This is a genomic window from Heyndrickxia vini (assembly GCF_016772275.1).
Lineage (GTDB): Bacteria > Bacillota > Bacilli > Bacillales > Bacillaceae_C > Heyndrickxia > Heyndrickxia vini.
On sequence record NZ_CP065425.1, the window covers coordinates 830,589 to 851,736 of the forward strand.

19 protein-coding genes are annotated in these 21,148 nt (G+C 35.8%); 11 read left to right on the plus strand and 8 right to left on the minus strand.

Annotated elements, in window-relative coordinates; genetic code table 11:
- Window positions 1–363: 363 nt before the first annotated feature.
- Window positions 364–2,577: an SH3 domain-containing protein gene (locus tag I5776_RS04215; RefSeq protein WP_202779116.1), complete on the plus strand. Its 2,214-nt coding sequence runs from the start codon at window positions 364–366 to the stop codon at window positions 2,575–2,577.
- Window positions 2,578–2,782: 205 nt separating this feature from the next.
- A complete protein-coding gene (locus tag I5776_RS21715; protein WP_202779117.1) occupies window positions 2,783–3,451 on the plus strand; it encodes a cell wall hydrolase in 669 nt (222 codons plus the stop codon).
- Window positions 3,452–3,466: 15 nt separating this feature from the next.
- Here I5776_RS21715 and I5776_RS04225 read toward each other — a convergent pair whose 3' ends face one another.
- On the minus strand, window positions 3,467–3,973 hold the full coding sequence (locus I5776_RS04225) for a hypothetical protein (protein WP_246483914.1): 507 nt from the start codon (window positions 3,971–3,973) through the stop codon (window positions 3,467–3,469).
- Between the two features lie 213 nt (window positions 3,974–4,186).
- Between I5776_RS04225 and I5776_RS04230 the strand changes: the two genes are divergently transcribed.
- Complete coding sequence (locus I5776_RS04230) at window positions 4,187–5,065, plus strand: SDR family oxidoreductase (RefSeq protein ID WP_202779118.1); 879 nt, start codon at window positions 4,187–4,189, stop codon at window positions 5,063–5,065.
- Window positions 5,066–5,386: 321 nt separating this feature from the next.
- Here I5776_RS04230 and I5776_RS04235 read toward each other — a convergent pair whose 3' ends face one another.
- The gene (locus I5776_RS04235) at window positions 5,387–5,563 is read right to left on the minus strand and encodes a CsbD family protein (RefSeq protein ID WP_202779119.1); all 177 of its coding nucleotides are present in this window, start codon (window positions 5,561–5,563) and stop codon (window positions 5,387–5,389) included.
- Window positions 5,564–5,710: 147 nt separating this feature from the next.
- Between I5776_RS04235 and I5776_RS04240 the strand changes: the two genes are divergently transcribed.
- Both I5776_RS04240 and I5776_RS04245 read left to right on the plus strand, forming a co-directional pair.
- Complete coding sequence (locus tag I5776_RS04240) at window positions 5,711–8,458, plus strand: CHASE3 domain-containing protein (RefSeq protein ID WP_202779120.1); 2,748 nt, start codon at window positions 5,711–5,713, stop codon at window positions 8,456–8,458.
- 15 nt (window positions 8,459–8,473) lie between these two features.
- Window positions 8,474–9,310, plus strand: a complete 837-nt coding sequence (locus I5776_RS04245) for a CheR family methyltransferase (RefSeq protein WP_202779121.1) — start codon at window positions 8,474–8,476, stop codon at window positions 9,308–9,310.
- Window positions 9,311–9,440: 130 nt separating this feature from the next.
- Here I5776_RS04245 and I5776_RS04250 read toward each other — a convergent pair whose 3' ends face one another.
- Entirely contained in the window at window positions 9,441–10,577 is a 1,137-nt protein-coding gene (locus I5776_RS04250; RefSeq protein ID WP_202779122.1) for a SpoIIE family protein phosphatase, read from the minus strand.
- 322 nt (window positions 10,578–10,899) lie between these two features.
- Between I5776_RS04250 and I5776_RS04255 the strand changes: the two genes are divergently transcribed.
- The 4 genes from I5776_RS04255 to I5776_RS04270 all read left to right on the plus strand — a co-directional run bounded on the left by I5776_RS04255 (window position 10,900) and on the right by I5776_RS04270 (window position 14,164).
- On the plus strand, window positions 10,900–11,721 hold the full coding sequence (locus tag I5776_RS04255) for a basic amino acid ABC transporter substrate-binding protein (protein ID WP_202779123.1): 822 nt from the start codon (window positions 10,900–10,902) through the stop codon (window positions 11,719–11,721).
- Between the two features lie 85 nt (window positions 11,722–11,806).
- On the plus strand, window positions 11,807–12,463 hold the full coding sequence (locus tag I5776_RS04260; RefSeq protein WP_202779124.1) for an amino acid ABC transporter permease: 657 nt from the start codon (window positions 11,807–11,809) through the stop codon (window positions 12,461–12,463).
- Window positions 12,460–13,182, plus strand: a complete 723-nt coding sequence (locus I5776_RS04265; protein WP_202779125.1) for an amino acid ABC transporter ATP-binding protein — start codon at window positions 12,460–12,462, stop codon at window positions 13,180–13,182. Before I5776_RS04260 ends, I5776_RS04265 begins: the two co-directional genes overlap by 4 nt.
- A gap of 166 nt (window positions 13,183–13,348) precedes the next feature.
- Window positions 13,349–14,164, plus strand: coding sequence for a zinc ribbon domain-containing protein (locus I5776_RS04270; protein WP_202779126.1), 816 nt, complete (start codon window positions 13,349–13,351; stop codon window positions 14,162–14,164).
- Window positions 14,165–14,199: 35 nt separating this feature from the next.
- Here the strand turns inward: I5776_RS04270 and I5776_RS04275 are convergent, their stop codons facing one another.
- From I5776_RS04275 to ptsG, 3 genes are read right to left on the minus strand one after another with little or no spacing between them, the layout of a single operon-like run.
- On the minus strand, window positions 14,200–15,015 hold the full coding sequence (locus tag I5776_RS04275) for a MurR/RpiR family transcriptional regulator (RefSeq protein WP_202779127.1): 816 nt from the start codon (window positions 15,013–15,015) through the stop codon (window positions 14,200–14,202).
- 30 nt (window positions 15,016–15,045) lie between these two features.
- A complete protein-coding gene (locus tag I5776_RS04280; protein WP_202779128.1) occupies window positions 15,046–15,729 on the minus strand; it encodes an N-acetylmannosamine-6-phosphate 2-epimerase in 684 nt (227 codons plus the stop codon).
- 2 nt (window positions 15,730–15,731) lie between these two features.
- Window positions 15,732–17,267, minus strand: a complete 1,536-nt coding sequence (ptsG, locus tag I5776_RS04285; protein ID WP_202779129.1) for a glucose-specific PTS transporter subunit IIBC — start codon at window positions 17,265–17,267, stop codon at window positions 15,732–15,734.
- Between the two features lie 195 nt (window positions 17,268–17,462).
- Between ptsG and I5776_RS04290 the strand changes: the two genes are divergently transcribed.
- Both I5776_RS04290 and I5776_RS04295 read left to right on the plus strand, forming a co-directional pair.
- Complete coding sequence (locus tag I5776_RS04290; protein WP_202779130.1) at window positions 17,463–17,957, plus strand: PTS sugar transporter subunit IIA; 495 nt, start codon at window positions 17,463–17,465, stop codon at window positions 17,955–17,957.
- A 101-nt stretch (window positions 17,958–18,058) separates the two neighbouring features.
- Window positions 18,059–18,811, plus strand: a complete 753-nt coding sequence (locus tag I5776_RS04295) for a Cof-type HAD-IIB family hydrolase (protein ID WP_202779131.1) — start codon at window positions 18,059–18,061, stop codon at window positions 18,809–18,811.
- Between the two features lie 157 nt (window positions 18,812–18,968).
- Here I5776_RS04295 and I5776_RS04300 read toward each other — a convergent pair whose 3' ends face one another.
- Together I5776_RS04300 and I5776_RS04305 are read right to left on the minus strand one after the other, a co-directional pair.
- Window positions 18,969–19,475: a DUF3189 family protein gene (locus tag I5776_RS04300; RefSeq protein WP_202779132.1), complete on the minus strand. Its 507-nt coding sequence runs from the start codon at window positions 19,473–19,475 to the stop codon at window positions 18,969–18,971.
- 77 nt (window positions 19,476–19,552) lie between these two features.
- Complete coding sequence (locus tag I5776_RS04305; protein ID WP_202779133.1) at window positions 19,553–21,031, minus strand: sensor domain-containing diguanylate cyclase; 1,479 nt, start codon at window positions 21,029–21,031, stop codon at window positions 19,553–19,555.
- Window positions 21,032–21,148 lie beyond the last annotated feature (117 nt).

Here is a 21,148-nt window from a genome sequence, read left to right on the forward strand (position 1 = left end):
ACTTTATGACTTCTCCAGTTAAGGAGCATGGCGCATTTGCTTTCTTAGTATTATAGCAAAGAATAATTTGTTTTTAAGCAAGAATAATTTAGCCTTCGATATGTAAAATATTGAGCTAAAGTTAATAAATGGCAAGGATTGGATGATGAAACTTTAGTATGTAATAGCGGCTCCAACCCTCTTTTGTCCAAAAAGAGAAAACCATCTAATTATTTTTATATCTTTCCCAACTTTCATCATTATTAGTTCAATAGAACTATATCTCATCAAAAATATGAGTGAATTTGACATTTTTCGATTTTCCTAGTGTTTTAATATGTTAGAATAATCTTAAAATAAACATCATGGAATGGGGAGAGCAAATTGAAGAAAAGGGTTATCGTTACGGGCCTTTGTTTTGCTGCATTATCCACGATTACATTAGAAAAAACAGCTCAGGCAGCGGAGTCTCCAAGCCTACCTAATTCACAAAATACGGTTAAATTTGTAAATGTTGATTCAGGATCATCTTTAATAGTACGTAGCAAACCATCAATGAGCGCCACAGTTCTATCAAAATTGGCCAAAGGAAAAACCGTGACGGTGCTATCTGAATCTAAAGGTTGGTCAAAAATTAAAATAAACGGAAAAACAGGGTACGTAAGTAGTAAATATTTGGCGGCGAATACAAAAAAAATAGATTCAGTACAAAAACCACCTGTGAAAAAAGTAACTCCAGTGAAAACGATCACAAAGTATGTTGCTGTGGATGCAGGATCATTTTTAAATATGCGGAATAAATCGTCAACAAGTGGTTCAGTTATTGCCAAACTTGCCAAGGGAACAAAAGTTAGTGTCTTATCAGAATCCAAAGGCTGGTCAAAAATTACCGCCAACGGAAAAACTGGATATGTAAGCAGTGAATTTTTGATAATTAAAACGACGAAGCCAAATATTCCAGTAAAGCCTACAACTAAACCTGCCACACCTGTGAAAACTGTCACGAAATATGTAGAAGTTGATGCGGGTACGACCGTGAACATGCGAAGTAAAGCTTCTGCAAGTGCATCCATTGTCGCAAAGCTATCGAAAGGTACAAAAGTCGCTGTCTTATCAGAATCTAATGGCTGGTCGAAAATTACCTCAAATGGAAAAACAGGATTTGTAAGTAGCAAAAATTTAGTAACATCAAAGCCAATTGAAACTGTCCCGAAAACAAAGTATGTCAACATTGCATCGGTTTCCGGAATAAGCATGTATGTAAGCCCTTCAACAAATTCATCCGTTATTATCAATATCGCAAAAGGGGTCTCAGTACTTGTCTATTCAGAGTCTAATGGCTGGTCAAAAATTAAAGCATACGGTAAAACAGGCTACGTAAAATCAACTCTATTATCAGAAAAGAAACCAATTCCAGATAATAATCAAGGAAATCCAAATGATAATGCAGCCACTGGAACGATAAAATATGTTAATGTGGATTCGGGATCGAACCTAAATATGCGTTCATCCGCTTCTGTAAATGCGACTATTATTGCTAAATTAACTAGGGGAACGGCTGTCACATATTTTTCAGAAAGTAATGGTTGGGCAAAAGTTACTGCGAATGGGAAGACTGGTTATGTGAGTGCACAATTTTTAACAACAAAATTACAAGATTCAACGAATGATTCGAAAACAACCACCTATACTCAATACAATCTTACTTTAGATGATATGGTCATGATTCAAATGGCAGCGAATGCGCAAACAGATAATAAATACCGTACATATATTAGAGAAGATGCATTGAAAATGGATTCTGCTTCTAAACCGACGGTAGGAGTGGTGCAAGGTAGCGACTGGAACGTAAGAGGCGGAGCTGGGACGAATTTTTGGTCTGTCGGTCAAGTCGCTAAAGGGACAAGTCTTCCCATTATTTCATCTGTTAAAGGTTCAGACGGTTATACATGGTATGAAGTAAATTATAAAAAGACATGGGTTAATGCCAGCCCGGATGATGTTAAATACTATTTGGATCCAAGTAATTTCGTTAATGATCCAATTAAATCATTGCAATTTATTAATCTATCAAAATCAACTAATCTTCAAGCGACAGAAGTAAATGATCGAATTCTTTCGGGAAAAGGTATATTAAGTGGCAAAGCATATTCTTTTATCACTGCAGGGAACCAATTTGGAATCAATGAAATGTATTTAATCTCTCATGCTTTGTTAGAGACAGGAAATGGAAGTTCACAGCTAGCTAATGGTGTCCAAGTAAATGGAAAAACCGTCTATAATATGTACGGGATCGGAGCTTATGACACTGATCCGATTATTGGCGGTGCGAATTTTGCCTATAATGCAGGCTGGTTTACACCTGAACAAGCGATAATTGGCGGAGCACAGTTTATTGCTAATGGCTATATCAATGCCGGACAGAATACGCTATATAAAATGAGATGGAATCCTGCTGGCGCGAACTTAACTGGAAAAGCAACACACCAGTACGCAACTGATATTGGCTGGGCCGAGAAACAAATCGTCCAAATACACAATTTATATAGTTTAGTAAGTTCCTATTCTCTCATATTTGAAATTCCTGTCTATAAATAAGGAAGGGCAAGGAGTTAGCTCAACTATCTTTAATATATATAATTGGGTCAATTGTCCTAATTGTAGGAAAAAGGTCATATTTGTTTTCCTTTTGTAATGTTGTCATATAATTTAAAAGAAATGTAATCGTTGTGTTCTGTATATGGATAAATGTATATGTTAGGGTATGTACCATACTGTAAAAAAACATCAGGAGGTAGCACCCATGAAAAACATATTATTGAAATCCATTGTTGTAGCATGTGTAGCTACAACTGCTTTTATAGGTATACAAAACCGAACTGCCGAGGCGTTTACAGGACATCGAGCAGTAGATTCGGATCGTGCTTGGGATACTGAACAACAAAACAAAGAAACTACTTCAAATATAGATCAAGGACAAAAGAACAACCAAACTGAGGTTCAAATAAAAAAAATGGCACAAATACCTGATAAATCAAAGGTATTAGCAAAAAAGTCAGTTAAACAATTCATAAAAAAACGTGAAGAAAAAAATGGTGTTTCTATTTCTGCAAATGAGAAAGATTTATTAGCTCGTCTAGTAGAAGCAGAAGCAAAGGGTGAATCGTATAAAGGAAAAGTAGCAGTTGCCACTGTTGTTTTAAATCGCGTTGATTCGCCAGATTTCCCTAACACGATTACAAGTGTTATTAAACAAGTAGTGGGCCATAGTTATGCTTTCTCACCCGTTCAAAATGGAGAAATAAAAAAACCCGCATCATCCGAAACAAAAGAAGCAGTAAATCAAGCATTAACGAGAAAAAATCGATTACACGGATCAGTCTTTTTCTATAATCCTAAAATTGCCACAGATAAATGGATCCGATCACGTAAAGTAGTAACTACAATAGGAAATCATGTGTTTTTAAAATAATTTGGACGAGGGGGGCTAACTCCTTGTCCTTTTATTATGTGATAAAGGAATACTTGAGGGTGTAGCAGCACCATCCTTTCCCATATCCATCAATCGCTGAAATCCGTAATTCAAAAAGGAATATGAAAATGCCGTTAGAAAAAGATGAATTGGTTTAAACTTTTTTAATTTATAAAGACCACATTTGTCAAATAAGCAATTCAGTGGAAATGCTAATGTCATATCCATTAATAAATTAATGAGTGTATATAACCAAAACTTCCTGTAGGTTAAATGAAAAATCCATATATTTCCTACGAAAAAAGGACCAAAAATAAATGTTAGCGCATTATTTGCAGATGCTTTTGCTCCACCTTTCACCTTCCACCACTTTCGGGAAGTTCCCAAAAGATTTTCTACTAAAAGAATACATGCCGAAAAAAACGTGACAGGCAGAAATTTAATAAAAGATTTTTTCGGTAGAAAGATTGCCGAAATCCAAGAAGCGGCAACAAGACTTATGCGAATGATTGATACAAGCATATTCATCACTCCGTTAGTTTTTTTTAGTATGGATAAAACGGTAATCGTTTATTCATATTGAAACATAGTGTTTCCACATTCAAAAAAGTGCCTTGAGCATATCATTGGATAAATGTAGAAGTTAAACAGGGGAAAATATTGCAGAAAAAAATTCGTTTTAAATGTAAAGGAGTGGGAAAAGGATATTTATCACAGTAATAAAGGAGAGATAACATGCAAAACAATAATCGTTCTCGTTCAAATAAGCAGGAGCCACAACAAAATTATCTCGAACCTGATATTCAATCCGAAATGAGCCCACATCCAAAAATAGATAATAATAATGATAAGGGAAGTGGAAAATTAAAAGGAAAAGTTGCCATAATAACTGGTGGTGATAGTGGAATCGGCCAAGCTGTTGCTTTAGCGTTTGCAAAGGAGGGGGCTGATGTGGCGATTGTCTATTATGAGGCGCATAGTGATGCAGAAAAAACAAAACAACTTGTGGAAGAACAAGGTCAAAAATGTATCGCGATGGCAGGTGACGTTGGTGACGACCGGTTTTGTACGGAGGTCGTAGATCAAACCATTGAACAATTGGGTCGTCTAGACATCCTTGTAAACAATGCAGGAGAACAGCATGTTTGCGAGCGAATCGAAGATATAACAAATGAGCAGCTTGAACGAACTTTCAGAACGAATATTTTCTCTATGTTTTATTTAACAAAAGCCGCTATGAAACACTTAGGAGAAGGTAGTTCAATTATTAATACAACCTCAATTACTGCTTATAAGGGAAACCCGCTATTGCTCGATTATTCATCAACCAAAGGTGCAATCGTTTCATTCACTCGTTCATTATCCCAAAATCAAGAGATTGTAGACAAAGGAATTCGTGTCAATGGTGTTGCTCCGGGACCGATTTGGACACCTTTAATACCTGCAACTTTCCCAGAAGACAAATTGGAAAATTGGGGTAAAGGAAATCCAATGAAACGTCCGGGTCAGCCGAAGGAGTTGGCACCATCCTATGTATTTCTTGCTTCCGAAGATGCATCCTATATTTCAGGACAAGTGATTCATGTTAACGGCGGACAAGTGGTCAATGGTTAATCTAAGTAAGGAGCTTCGAAATACTAAGTGACAGCCATTATATTTTTGTATATAGGTTGTTTCTATGTTATTTGAAAATTGGAATACTATTCACCCAAAACTACTTTATCCTTAAATTATGGGAGAATTTAGCACTGTTATTCTCCCATAATTAATCATTAAATAATATATGGAGCATAGAGTACACTTAATCATCCAAAATCAATGGAATGGCCAAAAGTGGGGGATAAAAAACCACAAAAACGTATTAATCATCGTATTTTTCCACGAAATTGAAAGGAGCAGCCACTTTAAATGAGTGAACTGCTCCCTTAAAAATATTTACTTAGAAAAAGTATCCTTTATTTTCCCAACCTTTTCTTGTACTTTCCCTTTTCCTTTGTCGAATTCTCCTTGCGCTACTTTTCCGTCATCACTTGTCACTTTCCCCCAGGCTTTTTCAATTTCTCCTTTAGCCTGATTTAGTTTCCCTTTTACTTGATCGTCTTTTCCACTCATATGAACAACTCCTATTTTTTATTTAATTGATTAATGTTTTATTACCCGATGAATAAATGTTTAAACAACATATTTAACTATCCGAACGAATGCAAAAGGATTATAATTAGAATAAAAGTTTATTAGAGAAAGCAGGGTAATTACTAAATGGGGAAGAAGAGAAGATTCGGAATTCGTGCGAAAATCGTAACTGGTAATCTCATCGTTGTTCTGTGTCTAATTGCTTCAATTATTTTGGTGAACAATCATGTTTCATCCCTCCAGAAAGAAAGAAATTATATTATCAATCACGATATTACTGTACATGATTTTACCAATCGAATTGAAAAGCGGTTATTAGATATGGAAACAAGCCAGCGTGGTTATATTATTTCGGGTAATGAAGATTATCTTAAACCATATCAAGAGGCTGAATCCAAATGGGAAGACGAATATAGCCAATTATATGCGCTGTTGTCTGATAATCCAAAACAACAAACAAAGTTGAAAACTATTAAAACGAAAATTAATCATTGGATTCGTACGGCAGGGGATCCGACGATAAAGTTAAAAAAAGAAAACAAGACGAAAGAACTTAATCAATTTTTTTCATCCGGGAATGGACATAAAGATATGGATGAAATCCGAACACAATTTGATACATTTCGTAATACAGAAAAAAGTTTAACGAATAATCGAGCAGAGAAACTAGACAAACAAAATGCAATATTATCGCTTGGTTTATTCGGCCTAATCATTCTGCTTACAGTTATCGCTCTTGGAGCAGCAATTATGGTTTCTAAATCTATTATTAACACTGTTAATGAAGTAGTCCATACAATTAAACAGATGGCAACGACAAAAGGAAATATTGAAAAGCGGATAAATGTGAAAACAAATGATGAAATTAAAGATCTAAGTGACGCAACGAATTCTTTAGTGGATGTGCTGAGCCAACGGAATTGGCTGCAAAGGAAAATTGCTGATATTGTGAAAATGTATCAAGGTGTTTCCTCTTTAAATGTCCTTAACGAGAAATTTGTTGCCGGAATGACGAAGGTTACTGATGCTTCATTCGGTGCACTTTATCTCCGTGAAGAAAAAGGAGAAGATGTTCGTTTTATAAAAAAAGCGGTTTACGCAGACCCACATGAGGAAATAGGAAGAGAAAGCTTTGCTTTAGGGCAAGGTATTATTGGTCAATGTGCTGCAGAAAAAGAAGTGAAGGTGATCAATCAGATACCTGGAAACTATCGATTCATTACTTCTGCATTAGGTGACATTGAACCACGAAGTATTTTAATTGCGCCGATTACGTTCGAAGGGAAAACAATAGCTGTATTAGAGTTAGCTAGCCTTCATGAATTTACGTCTATCCAGCAAAATCTTGTTGACGAAGTATTAAGTACATTTGGTCTAACCATGCATAGTGTGATGGGCAGAATGGAAATTGAAAGATTGCTAAAAGAATCGCAGGCAATGACAGAAGAGCTTCAGGCCCAATCAGAAGAGCTGCAAACGCAGTCGGAAGAACTCAATATGCAGTCTGAAGAACTGCGGATGATCAATGAACAATTAGAAGAACGAACAGAAGAGGCGGAAGAAAGAACAAGAGAATTAGAAGTAGCGAAAGAAGAATTAGAGGCAAAAGCTAGACAGCTTACGCTTAGCTCGAAATATAAATCTGAATTCATGGCTAACATGTCTCATGAATTGCGCACGCCATTAAATAGTATTTTGATCCTCTCAGAAATGCTTGCTGAAAACAGTGATAATAATCTTTCAGAAGAGAATGCTGAATTTGCTCGAGTGATTCATACATCAGGAAAAGATTTACTTGCCTTAATTAATGATGTTCTTGATTTATCAAAGGTAGAAGCCGGGAAGCTTGATATGGTGTTTGCTGAAATGAATATGAGTGAACTGCCATCCCATCTTGAACGAAACTTTTCACATATTGCCAAACAAAAAGAACTTGATTTTCACATCTTAATCGATGAAAACGTGCCAAATATTTTTTATACAGACGAAAAACGGTTTCAACAAATCATTAAAAATCTGTTATCGAATGCATTTAAATTTACGACAACCGGATCAATATCCGTCGCCATTCGACCTGTAGAAGAAGCTGTTGTTTCTAGGTGGCTAAGGATCGAAGGGGCCGAATATTGGGTAGAAATTACGGTTAAAGACACAGGCATTGGTATTCCAAAAGATAAACAAGCCCTTGTGTTTGAAGCGTTTCAACAAGCAGATGGCGCAACTGTCAGAAAATATGGTGGAACAGGTCTTGGGTTATCGATTTCCCGTGAATTTGCACAATTGCTTGGAGGGAAAATTTCGCTACAAAGTGAAGAAGGTGTAGGAAGTGTATTTAAACTATATCTTCCAAGCCTGCCGAATGGATTACAAATGATAGATACTATTGAAGAATCAGCGGAAATTGCCGCAACTAGTCTTCAAGAAAGTGTGATGATTCTTGAAGAAGAAGAGACATTTATGTTAGAAAATGAATTACCTTCAAGAGATCAAAAGAGTGTGTTTAGCGGGAAGAATGTGTTAATTGTTGATGATGATAATCGGAATATCTTTGCATTAAAAACGGCACTGAAAAAAGAAGGAATGAACATCATCACAGCAAATGATGGGGTAGAATGTCTCGAGATTATGAAAGAAAAAAGTGACTTTGATATTATTCTGATGGATATTATGATGCCGGGCATGGATGGGTACGATACGATGCGGCGTATCCGTGAGGACGAAGCATATGAATCATTACCAATTATCGCTTTAACGGCGAAAGCAATGAGAGATGACCGTGAAAAATGCTTAGAAGCCGGGGCTTCAGATTACATTAGTAAGCCACTGGAACTTGAGCAACTTTTCTCAGTGATGAGGGTCTGGCTAACAAGATAGGTGGATTGGACAAAAATGTTTATAGATGAAAATGAGATTGATCATACAACAAATATGGAGATAGAGTTGCTATTAGAAGGAATGTACCGGTTGTCGGGATATGATTTTCGCAACTATATGAGGTCATCCATTTGGCGTCGCATTCAAAATAGAATGAGGATTGAAAGGGTTGCGACAATCACCGGTTTACTTGATAAAGCAATACATGAACCGGGGTTTATTGATATATTGTTAAATGATTTTTCGATTAATGTAACAGAGATGTTTCGTGATCCACATTTTTTCTATTCATTTCGAAAAAAAGTTGTACCGTTATTAAGAGACCTTCCTGAAATTAGAATATGGCATGCGGGGTGTGCAACTGGGGAAGAAGTATTTTCCATGGCCATTCTAATGGATGAGGAAGGACTCGGAGAAAAGACAAAAATTTATGCGACGGATATGAATGAACAGGTTTTGGAGAAAGCAAAATGCGGAATTTTTCCTTTGAGCAAGATGCAAGTGTACACGAAGAATTATATGCAGGCTGGCGGTACACATGCATTTTCGGAATATTATACAGCGGATTTTAAGCAAGCTAATTTCAATGCGTCATTAAAGAAAAATATTATCTTTTTTCAGCATAATCTTGTGACTGACCAATCATTTAATGAATTTCATGTAATAATTTGCCGAAATGTACTCATTTACTTTAATGCTGAACTTCAAAATCAAGTTCATGAATTATTTTATGAAAGCTTATGTCCAAACGGATTTCTAGGACTCGGTGATAATGAATCACTACGTTTTGCTACTCGAACATCTTCCTATGGAGAGTTTGATAATGCTGAACGAATCTATCGGAAACTATAACTTTGAGAAGTAATATTCATAGGAAAAGGCTAGGGATTTCATTTTCCCTAGCCTTTTTTCGCGTTTGTCAGAAAAATAATGACTGACGACTTAACGTATAATTTTTATAAAAGATCCATTTTATCTTTGTCTATTCCGCTTTTATCATTAATATACACATATCATCTGGCTGATTCGTATGCTTCTCTTCGGGAAGTACCATATGTATAGGTGATTCGTTCATTTCCCATTTTTGTTCTGTAAGTGCCTTCATTTTGTTGATAATCTTTTCTTCATGAGGAATATTTGCATCAATTACCCCATCAGTATACAGCAAAATCTGAATACTTTTTTCATATTGAATGGTAGATTTTTTGACGTCAAATTCCTCAAATAAACCGACAGGACAGCACCCTCGCTCAAGGGAGTGAAAGTCTTTTTCGTCAATATAAGCATAACCTGGCGGATGCCCCGCATTAACATATTCAACTGTTTTGTTTTCCGTATCAATAACAAGGTAAATGGCTGTAAAATAGTAATTCATTACGTTTTTGGGATTATAAAGATGTGTCATATAACGATTTAAATCCCTAATCACATGTTCTGGATCTACAAGGCGTGCTACTGATTCTCGTAATACGGAAGATATGAACATGCAAACGAGCGATGCAGATAAACCATGTCCCATCATATCAAACAAAATAACGGCATATCGATGATCATCAATCTTATACCAGTAATACATATCTCCTGCCAATTTAAATGATGGAAGATGTGAAACTTGTATCTGAATTTTATTCTCTTTCATTGGAGGATTTAGCAAACTTCTTTGTACTTGTGTAGCTAAGTCCAATTCATTACGGAGTTTTTCATCTTGTTGTTTATGCCAATCTTTTTCATATTTTAAGCGAAGGGCTACACGAATGCGGGCGAGCAGCTCTGTTTTATTAATAGGCTTTGTAATATAATCTGTACCGCCTACATCAAGTGCCTCGGCTAACTTATTCGTATCATCGATGGCAGTAATAAAGATAATTGGAATATCTTTAAGAACATCTACTTGTTGAATTCGTTGGCAAGCTTCAATACCATCAATTTCCGGCATCATAATATCAAGTAGGATTAAATCAACTGACTCGTATTTAGGATTAAGAGAATCGAGCTGAAGATAATCAAAAAGTTCGATTGCTGATTTAAGAGAAATACAATTTGAATAACCGGCACTTTTTAGTATTTTTTCAATTACAAAAAGATTAACTGGATTATCATCTACTAGAAGAATTGTCATGCTATTTGCTACCCCTTTATATTTCAACCTATTAATATATTATACTCCAACAATACACATAACGGTATTTTTACAACCATAACCTAATAATATAATCCATTTAGACTACAGAAGTGCCACACAAGTACCTGGCACCAATTATGCAAAATTTGAATAAATATTCCAAAAATGCATAAATGGTGCCTGGCACCTTTTTGAAAAGGGTCGAAAGTTATCAGAATTTATAATAAATGGTCGAAATATTTAAAATATTTACTCTTTAGGTATAAGGTTGTATCATATATAATTTTAAGTATTAAGAAAATTGCTAGGGGGAAAAAGGATGAAGAAAAAGACATTGAAAGCTACTCTCTTTTCACTGGTTATTGGACTACTAATGCTTGTTTCAGCTTGTGGAGCAACTGAAAAAGCAACGAGTGGTGGAACTGATTCGAAGGAGAAACAGAAATTAAGAGTTGTAACAGACGCGGCTTATGCTCCGATGGAATCAATGGATGGGGATAAAATCGTAGGTTTCGATGTAGATGTTTTGGATGCGGTTTTGAAAGAGGCCGGGTATGATTATGAGCTTGTGCATGTAGGATGGGACCCATTATTTGTCGAGCTTAAAAGTAAAAGAGCTGATATTGGAATTTCATCGATCACCATTGATGAAGACCGAAAACAAACCTATGATTTCTCTGTACCATACTTTGAATCTATTAATAAAATCCTCGTCCCCGAAGATAGCGGCATTCAAAGTGGCGCTGATTTAAAAGGGAAAACAATTGCCGTGCAAAACGGAACAACAGGTCAAGCGGTTGCGGAAGGTATTCTTGGAAAAAACAATAAGGATATTAAGAAATTTGAAAACAATGTTTTAGCAATTATGGAGCTATTAAAAGGCGGAGCTGATGCTGTCGTGGCTGATAATGCAGTTGTCGAAGAATATGTAAAAAACAATCCAAACAAAAAACTAAAAGTAGTAACCGATTCTTCATTTCCATCCGAATTTTACGGAATGATGCTCCCGAAAGGAAGCAAAATTAAAGAAGATATTGATAAAGCGATTAAGAAAGTTGTCGAAAATGGAACATATGCAAACATGTATAAAAAAGTATTTGGTTCCGAGCCTGATCTTAAAGAACTTGAGAAACAGTATTAAGCTATTTTTTTCAAAAACAGCCACATGAAAAATTGCGTTACACTTACGCAATTTTTCATGCCCAGTCCAGTAAAGGAGATGTCGCATGGATTTTCGTTTTGATCTAATAGCCGATTATTTACCACTATTTTTACGAGGAACACTTATTACAATCGAAGTTTCTGTTTTAGGCATTTTATTTGGAACCATCCTCGGTCTATTTATCGGCCTCGGAAAAATGACGAAGAAAAAATATATTAGACTACCATTTGTTTGGTATATTAACTTTTTCCGTGGCACGCCATTATTTTTGCAAATCCTTCTTGTACATTTTGGTGTCATTCCAGCGTTTATCAATGATACGAACGCATTTATTGCATTAGTTACTGCTTTATCGTTGAATTCTGCCGCCTATATAGCGGAAATATTCCGTGCTGGCATTCAATCGATTGATAGGGGACAAATGGAGGCAGCACGATCATTAGGTATGAATCATAAACAAGCGATGCGCAATGTTATTTTACCCCAAGCGTTTAAGCGGATGATCCCACCCCTTGGCAATGAATTTGTAGTGTTAATTAAAGATTCTTCACTAGGAGCCATCATCGCAGCTCCGGAATTGATGTATTGGGGACGCGCGATGCAAGGGCAATATTATCGTCCGTGGGAACCATATCTGACAACAGCACTCATTTACTTAATTTTAACCTTGACCCTATCCTATGTATTGGAATATGTTGAACGGAAGGTGAAAACGGAATGATTGTCGTAAAGAATTTAAAAAAATCCTTTGGTAAAAATGAAGTACTTAAAAATATTAGTGTTGACGTAAAACCACAGGAAGTCATTGTTGTTATCGGTCCATCTGGTTCAGGGAAATCAACTTTCTTAAGATGTCTAAACTTACTTGAGACGATCACGGATGGTAACGTTTCCATAGAAGGAGTCGATCTAACCGATAAAAAAACTGATATTAATCTCATTCGAACGGAAGTTGGAATGGTCTTCCAGCAATTCAATTTGTTTCCACATAAATCAGTGATTGAAAATATTATGATGGCACCAATAAAGGTAAGAAAAAAGAGCAAGGAAGAGGCTCGGCAAAAAGGGATGGAACTCCTTAAAAAAGTTGGTCTCGCTGATAAAGCGGAAAGCTATCCCGACTCCTTGTCCGGAGGTCAAAAACAACGTGTCGCCATCGCCCGTGCTTTAGCGATGGAACCGAAGATTATGTTGTTTGATGAGCCAACCTCCGCCCTTGACCCGGAAATGGTTGGTGAAGTATTAGAAGTCATGAAGCAGCTTGCGAAGGAAGGGATGACAATGGTTGTCGTCACCCATGAAATGGGATTTGCGCGTGAAGTGGGCGATCGGGTATTGTTTATGGACGGCGGCTATATCGTTGAGGAAAATATACCCTCTCAATTATTTGATCATCCGCAAAACGAAAGAACAAAAGTATTTTTGAGTAAAGTGTTATGAGAAGACCAAATCGCCTGATTTGGTCTTTCTTTATACACCAAATATCAACCAAAATAATCATGTAACTGTTATAATTTGAATATTTTATATTGTTTTACCATTGTAACTGTAATAAAATGTTTAAAGGTTAAATGAAAGGATTTTAACTACTAAGGGGGTTTTTTATTTGAAGTGTCCAAATTGTCATCATGAAAATGAAGGAGGGAATTTTTGCGAAAATTGTGGAACAAGGTTATCAGAACAAGCAGGAAATGAAGTTGCAGCATCATCTACTCATCCAGTTCATCCTCCATCTGAAAAAGCCCAATCCAATCAATATGTTGAAGCAACGAAGAAAATTTCCAAGCAATATTTTCAATATTTTATTCAAGTATTAAAGAAACCATATGCCAATAGTCACTCTGTCGGTGAGGAACATTTCGTTAATGGAATAATTACGATTATTTTATACGGCCTTTTTATTCCCTTTACCCTTTATTTTGGCGTAAAAAGTATCTTTTCCGGGATCAATCGTCTTGGTTCATTATTTGGTGCTAATGTAAATGCAGGCCCGCCATTTGCGGAAACTGTAATTTTACCGTTTTTCGGGTACATCGTCCTAACTGTTTTAGTGATCACTTTTACCTTTGCTGCAATTAGATTAGGAAAGGTGCAAGTAGGATACAAGGAAGTATTGGCGCGTTTCAGCTCATTTTTAATCCCGTTCGTTGCAATTTTACTTATCGGATTAATATTCGCAATCATAAAAATAAAATTTTTCCTAGCAATATTTTTATTAGGATTTTTCGGTTCAATTCTTATGATTCCACCATTAGTCATTGCCAGTTATAAAAAAGAAAACCATGATGGATTAGATGTTATTTTCGGCTCTTTGATTATCTACGTATTAACGTACGTATCCATTTTAATCATGGGTGATTTACTATTTAATGCGCTGAAAGTTGCTTTTAATAGTATGTTCGGTGGTTTTTTAGGATTATAGAATTAAGCAAAATAAGCTACCCCAAGGTGGGTAGCTTATTCTTTAAGATGATTTAAATGTGACATGCTTTTAATAATCGATACCGTCTGGGTATACGTTTCTTTTCTTGCAGGATCCTGCAGTAAGTGAGTAGTCATTCTATCGATTAAAAAAAGTGCGCTTAAATCAAGACCGGGGGAGAATATCCCATTTCTAATCGGATGAATCGTCCATAAAACTTCATGAGAAAGTGCTGTTAAGGGGGTGTCACCATATGCGGTGAACGAAACAATTTTCACACCATTTTCCTTTGCCTTCTCAATCGACATAAGTAGGTCTCTCGTTTGTCCAGAACGAGAAAATGTAAGAAGAAGATCGCCTTCCTTTAACAAAGCACTTCTAATCACCATAAGATGCGGGTCAGTAACAGCTTCAGAACTAAAACCCATCCGGCTTAAACGATAGTTTAATTCCTGTGAGGCAAGTCCCGAACTGCCTAAGCCATAAATGAAAATTCGATTTGCCTCTTGTATCATTGTTAGAACACGAATAAAGGATTTTTTTTCTGATAGTGCCCGAATATCATTAAACATGTCCCGATATTGTTGCTGTAAGGCTTCATCAATATCATCGCTTTTTTCTGTATCGGTTTGTCGAGCTAATTTTAATTTTAACTCGACAAAGTTGCGACACGAAACTTTTTTTGCAAATCTAGTAATAGAGGCTACTGAAACGCCTGTCTTCGATGCAATCTCCTTAATATGGCTTTGTGAAGCTTCATCAGGTGACGAAAGTAAATAATCTGCAATTTGTCGTTCTTTATCAGAAAAGGAAGAGTACCTTGACTGAATGTCCCTTAATAATGAGGTCACAAAGAGCTCCTTTCTCCTTCGGAAACAGTGCTATCCCTTTTGAATCTTCTCAACAAAACGAGCAGTAATTTGTTGTGGTCTAGATATAGCACCGCCAACTACAACTGAATGCGCCCCAAGGTCTAACACCTGTTTAGCCATTTCAGGTGTTATGACATTTCCTTCTGCGATAACAGGAATAGAAACGGATTGAAGGACTTTTTTCAAAAAGTAAAACTCATTATCAAATAGTTTACTACCTTTTGTATCATTTGTGTATCCAAAAAGAGTAGTAGAAATACAATCAAAACCGATTGTTTCAGCATTAATTGCCTCTTTAACTGTTGAGATATCAGCCATTAATTGTACATTTGGCGCTTTTTCTTTGATATAGGATACTAACTCTTCTAATGTTTCCCCATTTGGCCGAACACGTAATGTAGCATCAAGAGCGATCATTTCACACTTACTTTCAATTAATAGATCCGATTCACGCTTTGTAGCAGTAATAAACACATCACTATTAGGATAATCTTGTTTAACGATTCCGATGACAGGTAGATCAATTTCCTGTTTTATTGCGATAATATCTTCTTTGGAATTGGCACGTATCCCACAAGCGCCGCCTTGTTTAGCAGCTAAAGCCATTTTTGCCATAATAAATGGGCTATGAAGTGGTTCATCTGGAAGCGCTTGACAAGAAGTAACAAGCCCTTTTTTTATGGTTTCTAACATTATTATTCGCCTACCATTTCTTCTATTTCGTTTTTAATAATTGTCACATCTGGACCATAGATTACTTGAATCCCTTTACCTTTTGAGATAACCCCTCTTGCACCTGTTTTCTTCAATAAGTCTTCATTTACAACAGTTTCATTTTTGACCGTTACACGTAATCGAGTAGCACAGCAATCAACATTATCTAAGTTTTCTAATCCACCCAATGCATCAACAATGACTTGGGCACGTTCGCTTTTATTATTGATTGATACAGCTGCTTCTCCCTCTTCTTCACGACCAGGTGTTTTAAAATTGAATTTTTTAATAAGGAAGCTGAAGGAAAAGAAGTATAGGAAGAACCAAATGATTCCAACGACGGGAACAAGTACCCAATTTGTTTTTGCATTACCTTGTAAAATACCGAATAAAATAAAATCAATAAAACCACCGGAGAATGTTTGACCAATCGTAATATGAAGAATATGAGCCATCATAAACGCTAAGCCATCGAAAAAAGCATGTAAAACATATAGAACTGGTGCAACAAACAAGAATGAAAATTCAAGTGGCTCCGTTATTCCTGTTAAGAAAGAAGTTAAGGCAGCTGACCCCATTAATCCTGCCACAATTTTTTTATTTTTAGGCTTCGCTGTTCGGTAAATTGCATAAGCTGCACCCAGTAATCCGAACATCATCGTGATGAAACGACCAGACATGAAACGAGAAGTTCCAACGTAGAATTCTTTTGTATCTGGATCTGCAAGCTGAGCAAAGAAAATTCGTTGTGTCCCTTCAACTAAATGACCATCCACGACAAGTGAACCGCCAAGGCTTGTTGTCCAAAAAGGCATATAAAAAATATGATGAAGTCCAAAAGGTCCAAGTAAACGAAGGACAAAGCCGTATATGAAGGTTCCTATATAACTAGTTGCTTCAACTAAACCACCCATTTTGAAAATTCCACTTTGAATAAATGGCCATACAATAAACATTACAACACCGAGAATAATTGCCGCAAAAGATGAAATGATCGGTACAAAACGTGAACCACTAAAGAAACCTAGGAATGGTGGTAATTGAGTTTTGTTGTAGCGATTGTGCAGCCATGACGCTAAAATTCCAACAACTACCCCGCCGAATACACCTGTTTCTAATGATTGAATCCCAAGTACCATGCCTTGCCCAGCGGCAGCGGGATTGTCTACATTCATTTTTCCTGTAATTGTAAGTAAGGCAGACATCGTCGCATTCATAACTAAAAATGCTAGAACTCCAGCTAAACCGGCAGTTCCTTTATCCGACTTCGCTAATCCGACAGCAAGACCTACTGCAAACAATAATGCAAGATTAGCAAAGACAATATTGCCCGCACTCGACATAATCGTGAAAATGCCCTGTAACCAAGATACATCCAAAAAAGGATAGGCTTTGATCGTATTAGGATTGGATAATGCACCACCAATACCTAAAAGAAGACCCGCTGCTGGTAAAACAGCTATCGGCAACATGAACGATTTTCCGAATTGCTGTGCTTTCTCAAAGAAACTATTCATCATTTTACCCCCAAACATGAAAATTATTTACATGTTTAGTATAAAGTATTACAATAAAAAAAATCAACAAAAAAATAAGCGTTTTCATAACTTGTTAAAGGTAACCAAAAAATAGTGAAAAAGCGTTATCATTTGGAATGGAGCATTTAAGTATGTTACGTTTTTTCTATGATAAAAAAGAAGGAGAAATGAAAAATGTTTAAATCATTATTTAAAAAAGAAAATAAGTCCATTACATTAACTGCACCATTTAATGGGAAGGCAGTTTCAATAGAAGAGGTACCAGATCAAGTATTTTCTGAAAAAATGATGGGGGACGGCATGGCAATTATTCCGAGCGATGGCACATTAGTCTCACCAATTGATGGTGAAGTGGTAGATGTATTTCCTACAAAGCATGCGATTACTCTTCGCTCTAAAGAAGGAGTCGAATTATTAATACACATGGGACTGGAAACAGTAAACCTTAAAGGTGAGGGTTTTGATATCCTTATTACAGGAGGAGCGAAAATCAGCAAAGGAGATTCCCTTGCAAAATTTGATATTGAAAAAGTTAAAGAGTTAGGATACAAAGTGATTACACCGATCGTTCTTTTAAATGGTGACGATTTTGAAATTCAACAACGGATATCAAATGAAAAAACAGTCGATTACAAAGATGTAATTATGGAGATAAGGAAAAAAGCTTAACTGCCAGCAATCACTTAACTTTTATTAAAATGTGTGATTTGATTGCTCACCGTATAAAAGATATAGTGGTAGGTGAGTGAAAGGCAGAAAGGAAGAGTAAATTGTCAAACCAACTACAGAAGCGTGATATTCGTTTAATTGCTTTAGATATGGATGGGACATTACTGAACAGTAAAGAGGAAATTTCTGAAGAAAATAAGCGGGTCATTGCTAGAGCGAAAGAACTTGGAATTCATATAGTACTAAGTACTGGTCGTAATTTTGCAACCGTACATGAATTTGCCGAGGAATTAGAGTTAAATTCCTTCTTAGTCACCGTAAATGGAGGGGAAATTTGGGATTCTTCCGGTAATTTATTGGAGAGGAACTTGTTGCAAGTCGAACAAATCAAAATGATGTGGGATTTAAAAAATCTTCACAATACGAAATTTTGGGCTATCACCGTTGACAAAATCTATCGAAATGAGTTTCCAGACGAAAAAACCATTGCTAGTTATGAATGGTTGAAGTTTGGCTTTGATGTAGAAGATGATAACGCAAGAAAAATCATCATGGATGAATTGGAAAAGAATAAGCTACAAGTAACAAACTCTAGTCCGACTAATCTAGAAGTAAACCCATATGGGATCAGCAAAGCAAAAGCACTCGAAAAAGTATGTGAACGGATTGGAATCACAATGGAAAATGTCCTGTCGATGGGCGACAGCATGAACGATATCGCAATGATTACAAGTGCTGGAATAGGCGTAGCAATGGGAAATGCGCAGGAAATAGTAAAAGAAGCTGCCGACTGGATTACAGATACGAATGATAACGATGGGGTGGCAAAGGCTATTCAACGGTGGGTTCTATAGCGAAAGTTTAGAATACCGGTAAATAAGAAATCCCCTAATTTTGGAATAGTAGAGTTAACTAAAAACTATATTCTAAAAAGGGGATTTTCTATACGGCTAAGACTTTTTTCCATTCATTTAGAATGCAACAGAAAGGAAAGCAATCTGAGCACATAATTCACTTAAATTCCTTATTATCTAATACAATTACTTTGTCTTTCTGTTGTTTTCCAGTTTGTTTTGTATGTTCGACCAAACGAATAATATCCTTCGTGCAAATTTTTGCCCCTGCAACTAATAATGGAACACCTAAGAAATCAATTTTTAGTCCTCTAGAAAGAAATCCTCCGATTGACATGGGAAAGGGAACGGTAGGAGAGGTGTTTGAAAAAATGATCTTTTCTTCTCCGTTATATCTTTCTTGTAGGAGAAGTCCCAGTTCTTTCATTGCAGGTACTACAAATTTTTGATTTCTTCTACCCACTGTATAGACTGGATTTTTATCCTCATCTATACCGTGAAAAATCAATTTGCCGAAATCAGAAGAAGTTAATTTATTGAAGTAGGGGATAGCTAGTATTTCTTCCTTTGTTAGCTCACGATCTGTGGGCAGCATTTTTAAATGAAAGGCTGCCGCCATAGACGTCGTATGGGTTCCGCCGTAATCATTATAAATATAGATCACCATATCAACCTTCTTTATTATTTCTGTTATTAATTACTATCCCCACTAAGTGTTATTTAATTCTTAATCATTGATGGCTAACAAAAATTTTTCACACGATTTTTCTCAATATACATTTCTTTATCTGCACAGTGGATCATTTCTTCTAATGAAAGCTGGATTCCTGAATGATAGTGGAATAACCCATGGCTTACTGATAATTGATACGGTTTGGAAGCTTTTATATTTATTTCATACATTTTCTGATGTATTTGTTTCCAATAGTCTTCAGCATGATCCAGCGACTTTTCAAAAAAGACGATTATGAATTCATCGCCACCATAACGGAAAAGAAGATCCTTTTCATCTAGTTGTTGATTGATGATTTGACAAATTGTATTGACTAGTTCATCACCTTCTTGATGTCCAAACTGATCATTAACGATTTTTAAATTATTAACATCGACAAAACAGATGACGAATTCCTGATGATTCATTTTTGCCATTTGGTAACGATTTTCTAATAATTCCATTCCACGTCTTCGATTAAATGCACCAGTTAACATATCGAATGATGCGTGTCTCAAGAGTTCTTCTTCTTTTCTCTTAACATCCGTTATATCAGTCAATCCGGCCAATATGCATTGTTTATCCATATAGTCAATCAACTTGTAATTGACGAGGACCCATCTAGATGAGCCATCTTGATTTTCTAGCTCTAGTGTATAATTTTCCGCACTTCCATCCTTTTTCAATCTCTCGATAATAGTAGATCTTTCTTCTTTATTTTTATAAAATGTATTCAAATTTGGCAGTATTTTCTCGGTCGAAAGATAAAAGAAATCAATTGCTTTTTGATTAATCAATAAAATTTCTCCTGTTTCAAGACTGCTAAGGGTTTGGGGAAAAGGATTGACTTCAAATAAGTTTCGTAGATTTTCTTCACTTTGTTTTATTTTTATATTGCTTTCAAATTCCTTTTTTCGATACATATAAAAGACTAAGTTAAGGATAAATGCAAAGGTAGCGGTTCCGGTCGTATTAATTTGTTTTGAAACGAGATCAAAGCGATTGCCAACATCCATAGAAGATAAGCCGAGAAGAAAACCTATATGTATGATGCAAAGAATCATGAAGAAATGCTTTGGTCGAATAGGGAAGATTACTGCGGCACAAATAAGAACGATCAAATATGTGCTAGTGTTTCCATTCAAAAGTTGACTATTAATCGATGCCACGGCACCACCTAAAATATAACCAAAAATATAAATATTAATAATGGAAGTTGACCATTTTGTGTTGTCTTTAATGCTAGATAGTTTTCGATAAATCAATAAGTAGACAATTGAAATGGTAAAGCATAGTAAGTGGATGCTCGTTAAAATATACCGATATCGAGTATTAGGAATCCCTTCTAGTAAGAAAATATCAATATAAAAGAAGTAAAGTGTCAAAAAGAACAAGATAATAGAAGCTATTTTGATTCTACTAAGAATCAGTAGATTATTAGACCTGTGAAATTCATTGTTTTTTGTATATTGTCGATTGGTAATAATAGATGAAAAAAAAGATGACATTTTCAACAAATGGATTCAATCCTTTTTACTTAATCATATTTTCAAAATAAGTATATTGGACTAGTTTTGGAATTGCAATGATGGACTATTGCAGATTATGAAATTGATCATTTAACT